Here is a 13,895-nt window from a genome sequence, read left to right as displayed (position 1 = left end):
TTTATTGAATTACAATCCATTCGCAACTTCTACAGGAATTCGTTAAATTCGAAAAAAATAAATCACTGAAAATTTATTATTCATGATCAAAGAGGCATTCATTATAGGTGCAGGTGGAGCTGTGGGAAGCGTGTTAAGGTATTACAGTGGACAATTTATCAGTAAAAACTATCCTAGCCAGATTCCACTGGGCACTTTGATCGTCAATCTTTTAGGCTGCCTGCTGATCGGAATATTACTAGGCTATTTCGCCAAGAACCAAGGATTGAGCAATGAATGGAAACTTCTGCTTGTAACAGGCTTTTGCGGTGGTTACACCACTTTTTCCACCTTTGCAGCCGAGAATATCACTCTTATCCAAAATCAACAGGTTTCCCAAGCTATTTTATATATAGGCCTTAGCGTCCTATTGGGATTGGCAGCGGTATACTTTGGTATAATGATTTCAAGATTGTTCCAGTAATAGACTATGCCCTAGTCTTGGCAATCAATTCTGAACGCAACACCTTTTTCTGTATGGTATGGTCTTTCATCTGTTGGGTCAAAGCAACCACGCTATCCTTTGCCAACTGTTCAATAGGTTGTTTTACGTGGATAATAGGATGGTAAAAGAAATCATAGACCTCACTAAAGTCAAAACACATCACATTCAAGTCTTTCGGGATCTGAACGCCTTTTTGAGTCAGGTATTTTAAACCGGCAACGGACAGTGTATTGGTGGCAAATACAATGGCATCAGCCTTTTGGGTCTCCAGGATTTCATCCAGCACCTTATTCAGTTCCTGCTGTTGCTTGTTGAAATTGATTTTATAGACCTTGGATTGAATCGTTGCACTGGCATCCAAAAATCCCTGTTCACGATCTTTCATATGCTGAAGGCTGCTTTTATAAGCTACAAATGCCAAGTTCTTGTAGCCCATTTCCAGCAGATGGCTGACGGCAGTCTGCATGGATTCCTTATTGTCCGTAATGACATAACTGGAATTGACATGGTTAAAATGTCTATCGATCAAACAGATGGGAATTCCGAGGGAGATTATGTATTCAATGGTTTCTTCTGAATTATCCGGTGGAGAGATAATAAAGCCATCGACCTGTCTTTTAATAAAGACATCGACCAAGTTTTTTAGCTTTTCAGTACTTTCATCCGAACTACCAATAATGGTGGTCAATCCAAAATGTCCAGATTCATCTTCTACACCTCGCGCAATAGAGGCAAAAAAAGGATTTGAAATATCTGCCACGATCAGGCCAATCGTATTGGTCTTTCCCGTTTTTAAGCTTTTCGCAATATGGTTGGGCTGATAATTCAGTTCTTTGGCGGCTTGCCTGATTTTCTCAGCAGTTTCTTTCCCTACTCTACCCTTCTCCTCATTTCCACTTAACACATAAGAAACTAAGGCTGTAGAAACACCGATTTTCTGAGCAATATCCTTTAATGATACCTTTTTTACCATGTTGTAAATATATTATTATTAATTCATAATTAACCTTTCGTTACCATTTAGAGAGCACATTTTCTCCCCAATGGTCGATTATTCTATTTACGGCTTCGGATGCGGCACCGTTCCCCCAATCATAGATGGTAAACTCACCGATTCCAATCCCATTGGAATCCGTATGGCCATCATGCCCATAGTTTTCCATCATAAAGCCATAATCTTGTTTTCCAAGAAAAGGCCAGCGTTTTTGCCACTGCTCTTTGGTTTCTTGGTTTTCTGGCGCATACATCATCACAAAGGATGCTTTGAGGGCAGCAATGCCACGCTGCATATAGTCTTTTCGATCTAATTCCTTCCCGTATTGCATGATCAGCTCTGCAAATAAGCTTTGCCTACAATCATTCCATTCAGCATCAGCGTTCATCACGCCAAAACCTCCAAGTGCATGGATATAGATGAAGGATGGCTGCCAAACAGCCTGCCACATCAACAATTCATCCAGCACTCGTTTTCCTTTTAGTAAATATGCCTTGTCACCGGTTACCTTATAGGCTTCCATCGCCGCTTGAGCGGTATAGTACATGCTCAAGGTATTCTGCTTGTACATATCATTTCTTGCAATTTTCTTGGCAACTAGGCTGTCATGTCCAAAGCGGCTACAGGACCAATAGGTTTCAAAATCCTCCCATCTCCCGATTGGCACAATTTCCTTTTCAATGACATCTAAGGACTTTAAGGCAGATTCTTTATATTTTTCCAGCTTGCTGATTTGATATAGTTTCAGCAAAAAACTTACGGACATGGCAGATTCCGGCGATTTGCTCAAGATATCCATATCATTTTGGCCCTGTAGGTCCAGCCATGCCGGAAAATAACCATCTGGCCGCTGTATATTGATCAAAGCATCAGCATAACGAACCGCATAGTCCAATAGACGTGGGTCTTTTTCCAACTCCTGATACCAATCCAGCATTAATAATGCTGTATAACTCATGTCCAGGACATGATAAGGCGATTCCTTTGCATTCCAGGTAAAGGGATTACGGTTAGAGTTACCGAAATAATAAGTATCCCAACCTGCAGAACGCCAATATTTTTTTCCGGCTATTTCCACTTCCTTCATCTCGGTAGCAATCAAGCCCGGAAAGAAACCGTTCTTTTGGGGAAAGGAAAGGGCCAATTCTTTGGTCATATTGGCATAACGTTTCAACGAATCGATGTTTTTTCGTTTCGCATAGCGAAATAAACCAGACGCAGACCGGAAAGAGTTGAACCATGCTTGGTTCCAAATCGACCTAAACTCCCTTTCATTGACTTCGCCGGGATAATTTGGGCTTTGGGTAACATTGACGATAAAGGTTGCGGCTCCTACCCTTTTTCCATTCAAATCAAACTCTTGCCAGACCGCATCCCGCCAATATTTGAAAGCCCATTGATAGGTATAATCCACGTAGGGATCTAGATTGTTATCTGGTAAAGGTTCCCCTTTTTGATACAGTTTTTCACCCCATTGATTCCACATAAACTGATTGATACTGGCAAATGGATTTTGAATATTGTCGGGATCAGAAGAGTATTTGACAAAAAATTCCAAACGATAGGAACCTGCCGGGAACTTGGTTTTTTCCTCCTTTTCATAGAGAATATGGTCGGTAATTTTCGAATTAGCTTGTCCCAAGGTCAATAAATTTGCTGTGGCATTGAGGTCCAAATACCAAGGAACAGCAGGTTTGGTCTCCAACAAGGACACATCTGGAATGATAGCCAAGGATTTTTGGGCATCATGCACGATCATGGCAGCAGAACGAAACACATGCTGTGCTACGATATGGTTATCCGTAGGTGTTAGATGCGGAGCCCAATGAAAGCTTGGTTTAAAGGCAGGCTTAACAGCCACATAGAGCCTTTCTAGACTGGTATCGGACAATATTTTCCAATTTACCTCGACCCTATAGGTCTGTTTATCGACTTTTTTGAATTTGATTTCAGGGCTTTGGTTTCCAATTTTGGAATACTCAAGATTGGAAATATAAGACTTTAAGGATTTTGGGATTCCTTGGCCAAAGGCTAATGAAGAGAGCATAGCATTCAAGCAGGTAACCAAAACAACAACTATGTAAATCAAATAAATTCTCATTTCAATTTATTCTACAGTATTAATCATGGAACCAAAAGCCAGGTACTTTGCATAGCGTTTGTCAAACAACTCCTTCTTTTCTGGATTGGGCAAATATTCCTTTTCGAAGCCTGAACCCATCTTATCCATGGCTTCGGACAGTGAAGTATAAATCCCTGCGGCAGTGGCAGCCAGCATGCATGCGCCCATAGCACAGGTTTCATCAGAGCGATGGACCATAATGGGCCTTTGCAGGACATCAGCCAAGGTTTGCATTACATAATCTGATTTCTTGGCAATCCCCCCTATTCCGATGACCCCTTGGATGGCCACACCTTGGTTTTCCACATGCTCCACAATGGCACGGGAGCCAAAACAGGTGGCCTCCACCAAGGCCTGAAAGATATTGACTGGATTGCTACCCAAGTCCAGGTTGAACAATGCTGCGGTCAAGGAAGGGTTTACGTCAGGCGTTCGCCGACCATTGAACCAATCCAATGCCAGTTCGGAATCTTCTTGGATAGGCTGTTGTTTGGCCAATTCGGAAAGCTCTGAAAGTAAATTTCGCTCAAGTTCATCCCTTAAATCTGAAATGGCTTGACTACCCAGTGATGCAGATCTTTTCAGACTATTCTTTATTGGCCACAACAGCAAGTTCTTCAACCAATTATATACATCACCAAACGCGGATTGACCAGCTTCTAAACCAATATATTGTGGCACGATTGAGCCTTGGACCTGTCCACAGATCCCTTGTACCAATCGATCTTGTAATTCTTCTCTATCAATTACCATCATATCACAGGTCGAAGTTCCCATGACCTTGCACATATACCCTGGTTGGATTTGTGCTCCAATGGCGCCAACATGGGCATCAATGGCCCCAACACAGATCAAAACATCTGTTTTTAAGCCCAATTTATCGGCCCATTCTTTGGATAGATTCCCGACAAGCTCATCTGCTGTAAAAACCTCCTTATTAATGGAATGGTATATCTTTTCCAGTTTAGGGTCTAAATGGGTAAAGAATTCCAGCGGAGGATACCCTCCTAATTCCTGTGCCCATAAAGCCTTGTGCCCTGCGGCACAGACATTCCGCTTGAGGAGCTGTGCATCTTGATTGCCCGTCAAAAGATAGGGTAACCAATCACTCTGTTCAAGCCAGGAATGGGTCGCATTATAGACTTCTTCGTCTGTCCTTGCCATGTGGAGCAATTTGGACCAAAACCATTCGGAAGAATAGGCACCCCCACAATAACTCAGGTAATTAACTTCTAAACCCTGGGCTTTTTGGTTGATCTCCTCCACTTCCTTGATGGAACTATGATCTTTCCACAGGAAAAACATGGCATTCGGATTTTCAGAAAATTCCGCTGACAATGCCAAAGGTTGACCATGCCTATCAATGGCTACCGGGGTCGAGCCCGTAGCATCAATGGAAATGGCGAGGACATTGGCCTTGATTTCATCATTGGCATTTGCCAAACATCCCTTCAGACAGGCTTCCAGGCTTTCTATATAATCCAATGGATGCTGACGAAATTGACTTTGTTTTGGGTCGCAATACAGTCCTTCCTTCCATCTTTTAAAGCTAGATGTAGCCGATCCAAGGACTTCTCCATTAGCAGAATCGACCAGTAGAGCCCTCGCTGAATCGGTTCCAAAATCAACGCCAATTACATATGATTGTTTCATTTAAACTCCTATTAATGTGATGGATTTGACATATCCAATTTACCTTCTACTTTACCTACTCCCCAAATCGCAAAGACCGCAATCACCACATAACAAAGCACTGGAATAATGAATCCAGTGGCCATAGAACTATGGTCTGCGATCAAGCCCATCAATGGTGGACAGAATGCCCCACCTGCTACTGCCATAACCAAGAAGGAAGATCCTTTTTTAGTTAGGGTACCTAGGTTATTGATGCCTAAGGCAAAAATGGTCGGGAACATAATGGACATGAAAAAGTAGGTTAAGAACAACGCAAACACAGATACCCAACCCAGGTTCATGAACACCAAGATGTTCAAGATCACATTCATGACCGCATAAAAGCCTAGAAGGCGATGTGGTGCAATAAACTTCATCAGATAAGATCCTGTCAATCGACCAATCCAGAAAGCTCCCATCCCACCGATGGCAAGGATAAGGGAAGCCGCCTGTTCATCATTTTTCGGCATAAAGAATTCGCCGAAAGAACCCAGATTGCCCATGATATTGGAAATCGGAGTTTTCAGGTCATGAATCGCATCGATCACGTAGTTGATGAAAAATGAATTGGTACCAGTTTGGGCCGCTACATAGAGAAATTGCGCCACTACAGCGAAAATAAAGACTGGATGCTTCAGCAAATTCCGCATCGGTGGGTTTTCCTCGTATTCCCCAGATTCCTTTTTCTCTTTGATTTCGGGTAATTTAATAATCAAAAACACGATAGCAACCAAAACCACCACACATCCTATCCCAATATAGGGTTGAACCAAGGAATCGAATTTATCATGCTCGCCTTCAGCTTCCGTTCCAAAGATCATCAATCCGCCGATCAAAGGCCCTAAGATCCAGCCCAAGCCATTGAATGACTGGGAAATATTGATCCTTCTTGCTGCCCCTTCCTTTGATCCTAAAACAATGGAATAAGGGTTTGCGGCCGTTTCTAGGAAGGCCAAGCCACAGGCTATCACAAACAATGCGGTCAAGAATGGGATAAATGCTGCGAGTTTGGCGGCCGGATAGAACATAAATGCACCAATAGCAAACAGAACCAAGCCGAAGATAATACCTTTCTGATAACCGAATTTCTTGATAAAAAGCCCTGCAGGGATGGCCATGGCCAAATAACCGATGTACAATGAGAATTGTACAAAACCCGATTGCGCCTTGGAAACATGCAATAGATCCTGGAAATGCTTATCAAGCACATCCAAAAAGCCATGGGCAAAGCCCCATAAAAGGAATAAACTACAGATGAACAGAAATGGAACCAACAAATAGTTCCCTTCATCATCCCGAAACAATGATTTCTTATGGTTGCTCATGTTGTTATTTATAAAGTGGTCCAAATACTTCACATGCTCGATAATCCGCACCTTCTTGGTTCATACCGAAGGCTGCCCAAGTAGCGGGTCTAAACAAGCGGTTTGCAGGAACATTATGCATACAGACAGGGATACGTAGCATAGCTGCCATGGTGATCAGGTCATGCCCGATATGGCCATAACTGATGGCACCATGGTTGGAACCCCAATTTGCCATGACGGAATATACATCGGTAAAGGCTCCTTCACCGGTCAGTTCAGGCACAAACCAGGTGGTCGGCCAAGTTTTGTCGGTACGTTCATCCAAGACCTTATGCACTTTTTCCGGAATATCAACGGTATAACCTTCAGCAATTTGTATGGTTGGCCCTAAACCTTTTATTAAATTAATCCGGCACATGGTCACTGGCATACCGCCCTTGCTCAGGAAGTTGGAAGAATAACCTCCTCCCCTGAAATAATCACGGTTTGCGGGATACCAAGTCGTGGCCTTTAAACAGGCTTTTGCCTCTTTATCGGAGATCTCCCAGAATGGTTTCATGACGGGTTTCCCATTGGCCGATTGCTGTCCGGTACCATCCAAGGTTGCCGAACCCGAATTGATCAAATGGATAAAGCCATCTTTAGCGGCACCTGAAGGTTTCCATCCGCTCACTCTTTTTACTGCCTCTGGGGACCAATAGGTCCTGACATCTGCGAATATCTGTGCAGTATTGGTCAAAAGATAGTTGAAAGCCATAGAAACCCCATTTAGGGAGTCGTTTTCTGTTGCGACCATAAAAGGGTTGCGGATTCCATTCCAATCGAATGAAGAGTTCAAGATAGCTTCTGAGAAGTCGCCATTCGGTAGGAAGTCCGTCCATTGTCTTTGGCCTTGGAATCCTGAAATGAAGGCATTGTGACCCATTGCTTCTTCAGCATGGCCCATTTCCTTCAATTTTGGATTGCCGATCATCAGGTCGCGGATAATGAGGGTCATTTTTACTACAAATTCCCAATCCTCATCTTTTTCTTTCCTGTTTTTTACTTTATGCTTCTGGTTGAAATCGGCACCTTCCTTACAATGCTTTTTGGTCCATTCTAAGGCTTTCTTGAATTCGTCTTCATCATAGATTCCTAACTGAATGCGTCTCAGTACTTCTGAGGAGTCGACATACTCGTTTCGCATGCCTAAATATTCTTGGAAGAATTCAGCATTTACGATGGAGCCAACAATCCCCATGGAAACCGAACCGATAGCCAAATAGCTTTTACCGCGTAACATCGCAACTGCAAGGCCGGATTTGGCAAAGGAGAGCAGTTTATCTCTCACATCATTCGGAACCTTGCTATCCCCCATATCTTGCACATCATGTCCATAAATGCTAAATACGGGCAGTCCTTTTTGATTATGGGCAGCTACCGTTGCCGCAAGATAAACGGCACCAGGTCTTTCGGTTCCATTGAAGCCCCAAATGGCCTTTGGTCGGATGGGATCCATATCCATGGTTTCAGATCCATAACACCAACAAGGGGTTACGGATAGGGAAACACCGACTTGCTCCAGGTCAAACTTTTCCTGGCAATCTGCCGCTTCCTTGACCCCACCGATACAGCTATCCGCAATGACACACTGTACTGGACTTCCGTCTGGATATTTCAATTCTGATTCATATAGTTTTTTCACAGCCTTGGCCATGTTCATGGTGGTATCTTCTAAGGATTCCCGGATGCCACCCCAGCGGCCATCAATGATGGGTCTGATCCCGATTTTTGGATATTTGTTCATTATTAAGCGGTTTAGAATGCAGTTTGAATATCTTCAACAGTTATATTAAATAACTTCTTTAATAGACTAGCTATTTGAGTTTTATCCCCAACGAAATGATACACGTTATGGGTATGCTCCAATTTTTCTGAAGGTTTTAGGAATGCTGCCGGAGAAACACTTTCGATCTCATAGAACGGTCCCATTTGGCTTCCATCTTCTAATGGCCCATCGTTATAGGCATTGACAGCATCTCCCACAAAAGGGTCTTTTTTGGTTGTCCATTCCTGGTTCAAATAAACCTTGCTGGAATCGATCGAAAACTTGGTTACCGTCAAGATTCCATTCGCTAGGTCATAACTTCCGGCAATGGTTTTAGCTCTTGAAGGCGACAATCCTAGCTTGCCCCTTGACTTACCATCAGCCTTAAAGTAAAGGACACCATTTTTGTAACTGATTCTATCTTTATCGATTTCTCCGAAATAATCAGTCGTGGCCACCTTTCCTTTAGCGGTTTCTTCATAAGGGACCAGAATAACCGTGCTGTCGGTAGGCATGAACATATCTAAGCTCCAAAGACACGGTGCCCCAGTTTCTTTTGTCCAAGCTTCTTTACCGGTATTGCTGATGCTGTTGATCGTGCTAAAGCCTACGGATTTTATCTGATCGGATAGTTGAATACCTAAATCGGCTTCAATCTGGGAATTACTCAACATTTTGATGTCACGGTTAAGTTTCATGCTGAGCACGGTACCTGCATAATTTTTCAATTCTGCTGTTTTTTCCATGCTTGCTGAATTTCCAGTCGCAGAAAGTAAGGTCCAGGCCTCGGTATCAATTGCTGCAGGTGTTTTCCAATGATCATAGACCATTTCACTCCCCTTTTCGAAGTACAGGGAAAATGGACCGCCTTCAGGACCTAGCCATAGACGGTCTTCACCACCATAAGCATTCATGTGTGGATCGACCGGCGCCGTAAAAGCCTTGTAATTCACCCAGCCGAAACTTTTACCATCGGGTCCTTCAGCCGTAGAGGTAAAGACCTTGCCTTGATATTTTGGAGACACCAAGATTTGCCCTAGACCACTCTCATTGCTCAAAATCAAAATGCTATCGTGCTTCTGCAAGAATTGCAGATCATAGCCAAATTGGCCTTCGTTATAATTTGTACTCACGGTATCCTGGGTTGAAGATTCATTTTTCTTGCTTTCTTGGCAGGAGCTAGCCAGCAACAGTGCCGAAGCCCCCATTAATGCATGTAGCCATGTGTTTTTCATAGAAATTTAGTTTACTTCTAGATCGTTCTTGGATGGAAGATTTGGAAACTTGTTATGTGGTTCAGATTGATACCAATACGCAACAGAGATCATATCTGACTTCTGCGGCAGGTATCGTCCTTCTGAACGCCAGCCTAAATCCTGGATCGTCACTTTTAGGTCACCATCGAATCGCACCGGATCCATGATATGCCAACGGTACATGCCAAAACGCGCCTGGGACTCATATACGCCATCAGGACGGATTACTTGGTGCAGGCCAGCGAATGCTGTGGAATATTCTTGATATTGCCTTGTAGCCTTGTTTTCGAAGTTGTAGGAACCACAGAAATAATCCTCTAACCCAGTTCCTACGATGGTAGCAAAATCCTTATCACCATCCATGAAGAACTTAATCTCTCCCTCTCCCCACCAACCAATGTTGTTGACTCCTACGCCTAGATAAGTTCCTACATATTGTCCTTTCCCTTTGATGCCATCGATGATGGTATGCAATGAGCCTTGGGTTGGATTGGAACGGCGATATTGTGCATGGAAATAACCCTCATCTTCAGGAACTTCCGTTACCGCGTAATCAATCTGGTAATACAGGTTCATTGGTTCACTGGAAATATTCTCCATCGTGATCTTAGCGCTCTTCCTGAATGGCATCTTCCAATAGGAATTGAATGCGCTACCCGGGTTGACCGTCATTGCCAAGGAATTCAAAGGAGCAAAACGATGCCAAGCCATGCCAAAGAATGGTCCTACCGGAGATTCTACGGAAGGAGTTGACTCGCCATCCCAATAGATCCTGAAGATGGTATGATTCCAGTTTCCAGTTGGCGTCATCCACATGTGCTGAATCACACCGGATTCATTGATTTCAGCCATGGTAAAGGTTTCTCCTGGCGCAATGGTGATATATGGGTTAACTTTCCAACCCACTCCCAATTCACGGGAAGCATGGGAAGCATTGGCAACGTTCTTTTGACCCGCCTGTTTTGCTGGGTCTGCCATTCCGCCTTTCCCTTTTGCACCGGTAAAGTTTTCTGGGCTAATTGATCTGGTTTTGGCATTGGAAAGTTTGGATAAGTTACCCAAACTCATATCTATTCCGTTAAAAGACTGCTTTTGCTGCGCATAGGACATGCCGCAAAGAAATAAGGAAGCTAATAATAATTTAATTTTCATGATTTATTTATTAGTTGATTATTCAAATGTTCACTCGGAAATCACATTTTACTTTTGAAAAGAGCGACCAAAACTTCCGGTTAGAAAAAGAATTTGGCTATTGCTTTAATCGTTTAAGCATTTCAGGAATAAACGATGTCTGCTGGAGACGATTTCATTAAAACAATTGCGGAACTTTTCAGTTTATAATTACACAATGTTAATGCTTAATCGTTTAATATCAAAATAAATTGTAAAAATATTTTGGCTCAAATGAACAAATTAAAGTGCCATGAAATTTGATAATCCAATGAAAACAGGAGTTATTTTAATTCTAACAACATTTTTAATAAAGTTTATCGTTTTGTAACAATTCAATTTGGATACCACAAGAACTATGGCCTCCCTCGATTTCGATAGAAGAAAAAAAATGAGCTGTTTAAATAAAAACAGCTCAATTGAGTTTACTAAAGGTTGATTACAAATATATCTTGGTATACTTAGTCATTTATCAAAGACCGATCTAAGTGCACATAGCCCCCATCTACATGGATTAACTGGCCAGTGGTATGGCTAGAGCGATCTGACAATAAGAAAACAGCCATATTGGCGATTTCTTCCACCGTGGTCATCCGGTTTTCAAGTGGAATCCTACTGGTTATCTTTTTCAATGTTTCTTCAGGATTGGGAATCGTCTTGATCCAGTTTTCATATTGTGGAGTCATGCTTTCCGCAACGACAATGGCATTGACCCGGATGGAATAAGGTAGCAGTTCAACTGCCCACTCTCTGGTCAATGCATTCCTTCCTCCATTGGAGGCAGCATAGCCAGAAGTACCTCCCTGCCCTGTTTCTGCAGTTTTAGAGCTGATGTTTAAAATATTCCCTTTGCTTTTCTTCAGCTCCGGCAGACAGTAATGGGCCATCAGGAAATAATGAACCAAGCTATTGTGCAAGGACTTGACAAATGAGTCGTAATCGCCATTCTCTAGGCTTACCCCATCGTTTAACCCCGCATTGTTCACTAATCCATCGATTCGACCACATTTAGCAACCACAGCTTCAATTGCCTTTTTGCAATCCTCTGGATTAGTTAATTCAGCTTGGACAGCAAATGATTTAAAGCCTTTGGCAGCTAACTCCTCCTCTACGGCAAGATTGTCTTTTTCCTTTCTTCCTATAATAACGGGTATCGCTCCTTCTGCTGCTAAAAGCTCCACAATTCCTTTCCCGATCCCTTTGGCTCCCCCGGTAACCAAAACAACTTTATCTTTTAAATTTAAGTTCATATAAACTATTTTAATCCGTAGAATTTCACCGCATTATCTCCCCAGAACCCTTTCAACTCCTGTTCATTAAAATCTCCTAAGCGATCCTCCACAATCTTAAGGGCATCTTCGTAGCTCCCTGCCAACAAACATACCGGCCAATCAGATCCGAACATCAACCTTTCCTTGCCAAAGCATTTGATAACATGGTCTAGGTATTCCGTAAAATGGTCTAATTTCCAATGCTTCCAATCTGCCTCAGTCCCTAAGCCCGAAATCTTACAATGGACATTCGGATAATTGGCCAACTGTTCAATATAGCTGGCCCATTCTGTAAATACCTGGGATTTGATTGGAGGTTTGGCAATATGATCCAGTACAAAAGCTTGATTAGGATTGGCTTCCACACACTTCAGTGAGCTCTGGTAATGACGAGGACGCAACAGGAGATCATAAGTATAATTGAATTTCGTCAAGGCGGCAATCCCACGCAAGAATTCGTCACGATGAAGAAAATCAGGGTCATCCTCTCCTTCCACAATATGCCTGAACCCTTTGATAACCTGATGTTTTGAGAAGTTTTGAAGATATTCCTCAACCTTTTCGGACCTGAGATCTACCCATCCCACAATACCTTTGATCAGGGCATATACTTGAGAAAGCTCTACTAAAAATTCGGTCTCGCGGTGGGTTTGGTCCGCCTGTACAGCTACCACCCCATCAAATCCCAGTTGCTTTAGCGTGCCTGAAATATCATTTGGAAGGAAATTGCGCTGGATGGCGGACATTTCATCAGTAATCCATGCGTCCTTTATGGGGTCATAGAGCCAAAAATGTTGATGAGTATCTATTCTCATAATATCATTTTAACCTTTGTTGAAAGCAACCACTTCTTGGCGTTGTTCACCAAGGTAATCTGCTCCTAATTCAATAACATCTCCCGCTTTAAGGTATATTGGTGGATCAAAGCCCAAACCAACACCAGCAGGTGTTCCAGTAGAGATTACATCCCCAGGTAAAAGGGTCATGAACTGTGAAACATAGGAAACCACAAAAGGCACATTGAAGATTAAGTTAGAGGTATTACCATTCTGGTAAGTTTTACCATTCACCTTCAACCAAAGTTTTACGTTGTTGATATCTGGTATTTCATCCGCCGTCGTCATAAATGGTCCAATCGGCGCGAAGGTATCACAACCTTTACCCTTATCCCAAGTTCCACCACGTTCAAGTTGGAATTCACGTTCAGAGACATCATTGTGCAGCACATAGCCTGCAACATAATCCAATGCATCAGCCTCTTCGACATAAGAAGCTTTCTTTCCGATAACAATGCAGAATTCGACTTCCCAATCGGTCTTCACAGAATTCCTTGGGATCATCACCTGATCATTAGGCCCAACCAAGGCAGTCGTAGACTTCATAAAGATAATTGGTTCTGCTGGAATCTTTGCTCCAGTTTCCTCCGCATGGTCTTTATAGTTCAAGCCAATACATACGATCTTGGATGGTCTCGTAAATGGAGCCCCTAATCGAGAATCTGCTGGAATCTCAATCAGTTTCCTCTGATTCGCTTTCACAAACTCTTCCAATCGAGCCAATCCATTGTCTGTAAAAAATTCTTCGTTATAGTCTCCGCCAAATGCCGAAACATCATAATTCTTTCCATCGATGTTTACACCGATCTTTTCTCTTCCTGATTCTCCGTATCTGATTAATTTCATTTTCCTAAGTATTGTGATATGAGATATGAGATTTGAAAAATCAAACCCACAACATATCCTTTTTGAAGTATTATATTATTATTTCTAGAACTGAGGCAATTGAAGATTTCTATATCAAATCTCAGACC

Annotated in this window: 11 protein-coding genes; 1 reads left to right on the top strand and 10 read right to left on the bottom strand. The window is 42.6% G+C overall.

Going from position 1 to position 13,895, the window contains the following annotated elements; all coding sequences use genetic code 11:
* Positions 1–82 precede the first annotated feature (82 nt).
* A complete protein-coding gene (gene crcB / locus CKW03_RS06535; protein ID WP_093095180.1) occupies positions 83–463 on the top strand; it encodes a fluoride efflux transporter CrcB in 381 nt (126 codons plus the stop codon).
* A 4-nt stretch (positions 464–467) separates the two neighbouring features.
* On the opposite strand, the gene CKW03_RS06530 is transcribed toward crcB, so the two are convergent.
* The 10 genes from CKW03_RS06530 to CKW03_RS06485 all read right to left on the bottom strand — a co-directional run bounded on the left by CKW03_RS06530 (position 468) and on the right by CKW03_RS06485 (position 13,767).
* Positions 468–1,457: a LacI family DNA-binding transcriptional regulator gene (locus tag CKW03_RS06530; protein WP_093095179.1), complete on the bottom strand. Its 990-nt coding sequence runs from the start codon at positions 1,455–1,457 to the stop codon at positions 468–470.
* Between the two features lie 40 nt (positions 1,458–1,497).
* Positions 1,498–3,579 (bottom strand): hypothetical protein, encoded by a 2,082-nt coding sequence (locus CKW03_RS06525; protein WP_093095177.1) that lies wholly within the window; start codon positions 3,577–3,579, stop codon positions 1,498–1,500.
* A gap of 6 nt (positions 3,580–3,585) precedes the next feature.
* On the bottom strand, positions 3,586–5,253 hold the full coding sequence (locus CKW03_RS06520; RefSeq protein ID WP_093095176.1) for a ribulokinase: 1,668 nt from the start codon (positions 5,251–5,253) through the stop codon (positions 3,586–3,588).
* A gap of 11 nt (positions 5,254–5,264) precedes the next feature.
* Positions 5,265–6,599 carry an L-fucose:H+ symporter permease gene (gene fucP, locus CKW03_RS06515; protein ID WP_093095174.1) on the bottom strand — a complete coding sequence of 445 codons (1,335 nt, stop codon included), beginning with the start codon at positions 6,597–6,599 and terminating at the stop codon, positions 5,265–5,267.
* A gap of 4 nt (positions 6,600–6,603) precedes the next feature.
* On the bottom strand, positions 6,604–8,367 hold the full coding sequence (locus CKW03_RS06510) for an L-fucose isomerase (protein ID WP_093095173.1): 1,764 nt from the start codon (positions 8,365–8,367) through the stop codon (positions 6,604–6,606).
* An 11-nt stretch (positions 8,368–8,378) separates the two neighbouring features.
* Positions 8,379–9,623, bottom strand: a complete 1,245-nt coding sequence (locus CKW03_RS06505) for a DUF6786 family protein (protein WP_093095171.1) — start codon at positions 9,621–9,623, stop codon at positions 8,379–8,381.
* A 6-nt stretch (positions 9,624–9,629) separates the two neighbouring features.
* On the bottom strand, positions 9,630–10,796 hold the full coding sequence (locus CKW03_RS06500; RefSeq protein ID WP_093095170.1) for a glycoside hydrolase family 172 protein: 1,167 nt from the start codon (positions 10,794–10,796) through the stop codon (positions 9,630–9,632).
* A 479-nt stretch (positions 10,797–11,275) separates the two neighbouring features.
* On the bottom strand, positions 11,276–12,064 hold the full coding sequence (locus CKW03_RS06495; protein ID WP_093095168.1) for an L-fucose dehydrogenase: 789 nt from the start codon (positions 12,062–12,064) through the stop codon (positions 11,276–11,278).
* Between the two features lie 5 nt (positions 12,065–12,069).
* A complete protein-coding gene (locus tag CKW03_RS06490; protein ID WP_093095166.1) occupies positions 12,070–12,900 on the bottom strand; it encodes an amidohydrolase family protein in 831 nt (276 codons plus the stop codon).
* A gap of 9 nt (positions 12,901–12,909) precedes the next feature.
* Positions 12,910–13,767 (bottom strand): fumarylacetoacetate hydrolase family protein, encoded by an 858-nt coding sequence (locus CKW03_RS06485; protein WP_093095165.1) that lies wholly within the window; start codon positions 13,765–13,767, stop codon positions 12,910–12,912.
* Positions 13,768–13,895: the final 128 nt, after the last annotated feature.

Source organism: Sphingobacterium mizutaii, from assembly GCF_900187125.1.
Classification (GTDB): Bacteria; Bacteroidota; Bacteroidia; order Sphingobacteriales; family Sphingobacteriaceae; genus Sphingobacterium; species Sphingobacterium mizutaii.
The sequence above is the reverse complement of the archived record's forward strand: the minus strand, read 5'-3'. Positions and strand labels throughout refer to the sequence as shown.

Bases quoted from the DNA above. Each gene is read 5' to 3' on its own strand.
- CKW03_RS06510 (WP_093095173.1), bottom strand. From the start codon at position 8,367: ATGAACAAATATCCAAAAATCGGGATCAGACCCATCATTGATGGCCGC.
- crcB (WP_093095180.1), top strand. From the start codon at position 83: ATGATCAAAGAGGCATTCATTATAGGTGCAGGTGGAGCTGTGGGAAGC.
- fucP (WP_093095174.1), bottom strand. From the start codon at position 6,599: ATGAGCAACCATAAGAAATCATTGTTTCGGGATGATGAAGGGAACTAT.
- CKW03_RS06520 (WP_093095176.1), bottom strand. From the start codon at position 5,253: ATGAAACAATCATATGTAATTGGCGTTGATTTTGGAACCGATTCAGCG.
- CKW03_RS06490 (WP_093095166.1), bottom strand. From the start codon at position 12,900: ATGAGAATAGATACTCATCAACATTTTTGGCTCTATGACCCCATAAAG.
- CKW03_RS06525 (WP_093095177.1), bottom strand. From the start codon at position 3,579: ATGAGAATTTATTTGATTTACATAGTTGTTGTTTTGGTTACCTGCTTG.
- CKW03_RS06505 (WP_093095171.1), bottom strand. From the start codon at position 9,623: ATGAAAAACACATGGCTACATGCATTAATGGGGGCTTCGGCACTGTTG.
- CKW03_RS06495 (WP_093095168.1), bottom strand. From the start codon at position 12,064: ATGAACTTAAATTTAAAAGATAAAGTTGTTTTGGTTACCGGGGGAGCC.
- CKW03_RS06500 (WP_093095170.1), bottom strand. From the start codon at position 10,796: ATGAAAATTAAATTATTATTAGCTTCCTTATTTCTTTGCGGCATGTCC.
- CKW03_RS06530 (WP_093095179.1), bottom strand. From the start codon at position 1,457: ATGGTAAAAAAGGTATCATTAAAGGATATTGCTCAGAAAATCGGTGTT.
- CKW03_RS06485 (WP_093095165.1), bottom strand. From the start codon at position 13,767: ATGAAATTAATCAGATACGGAGAATCAGGAAGAGAAAAGATCGGTGTA.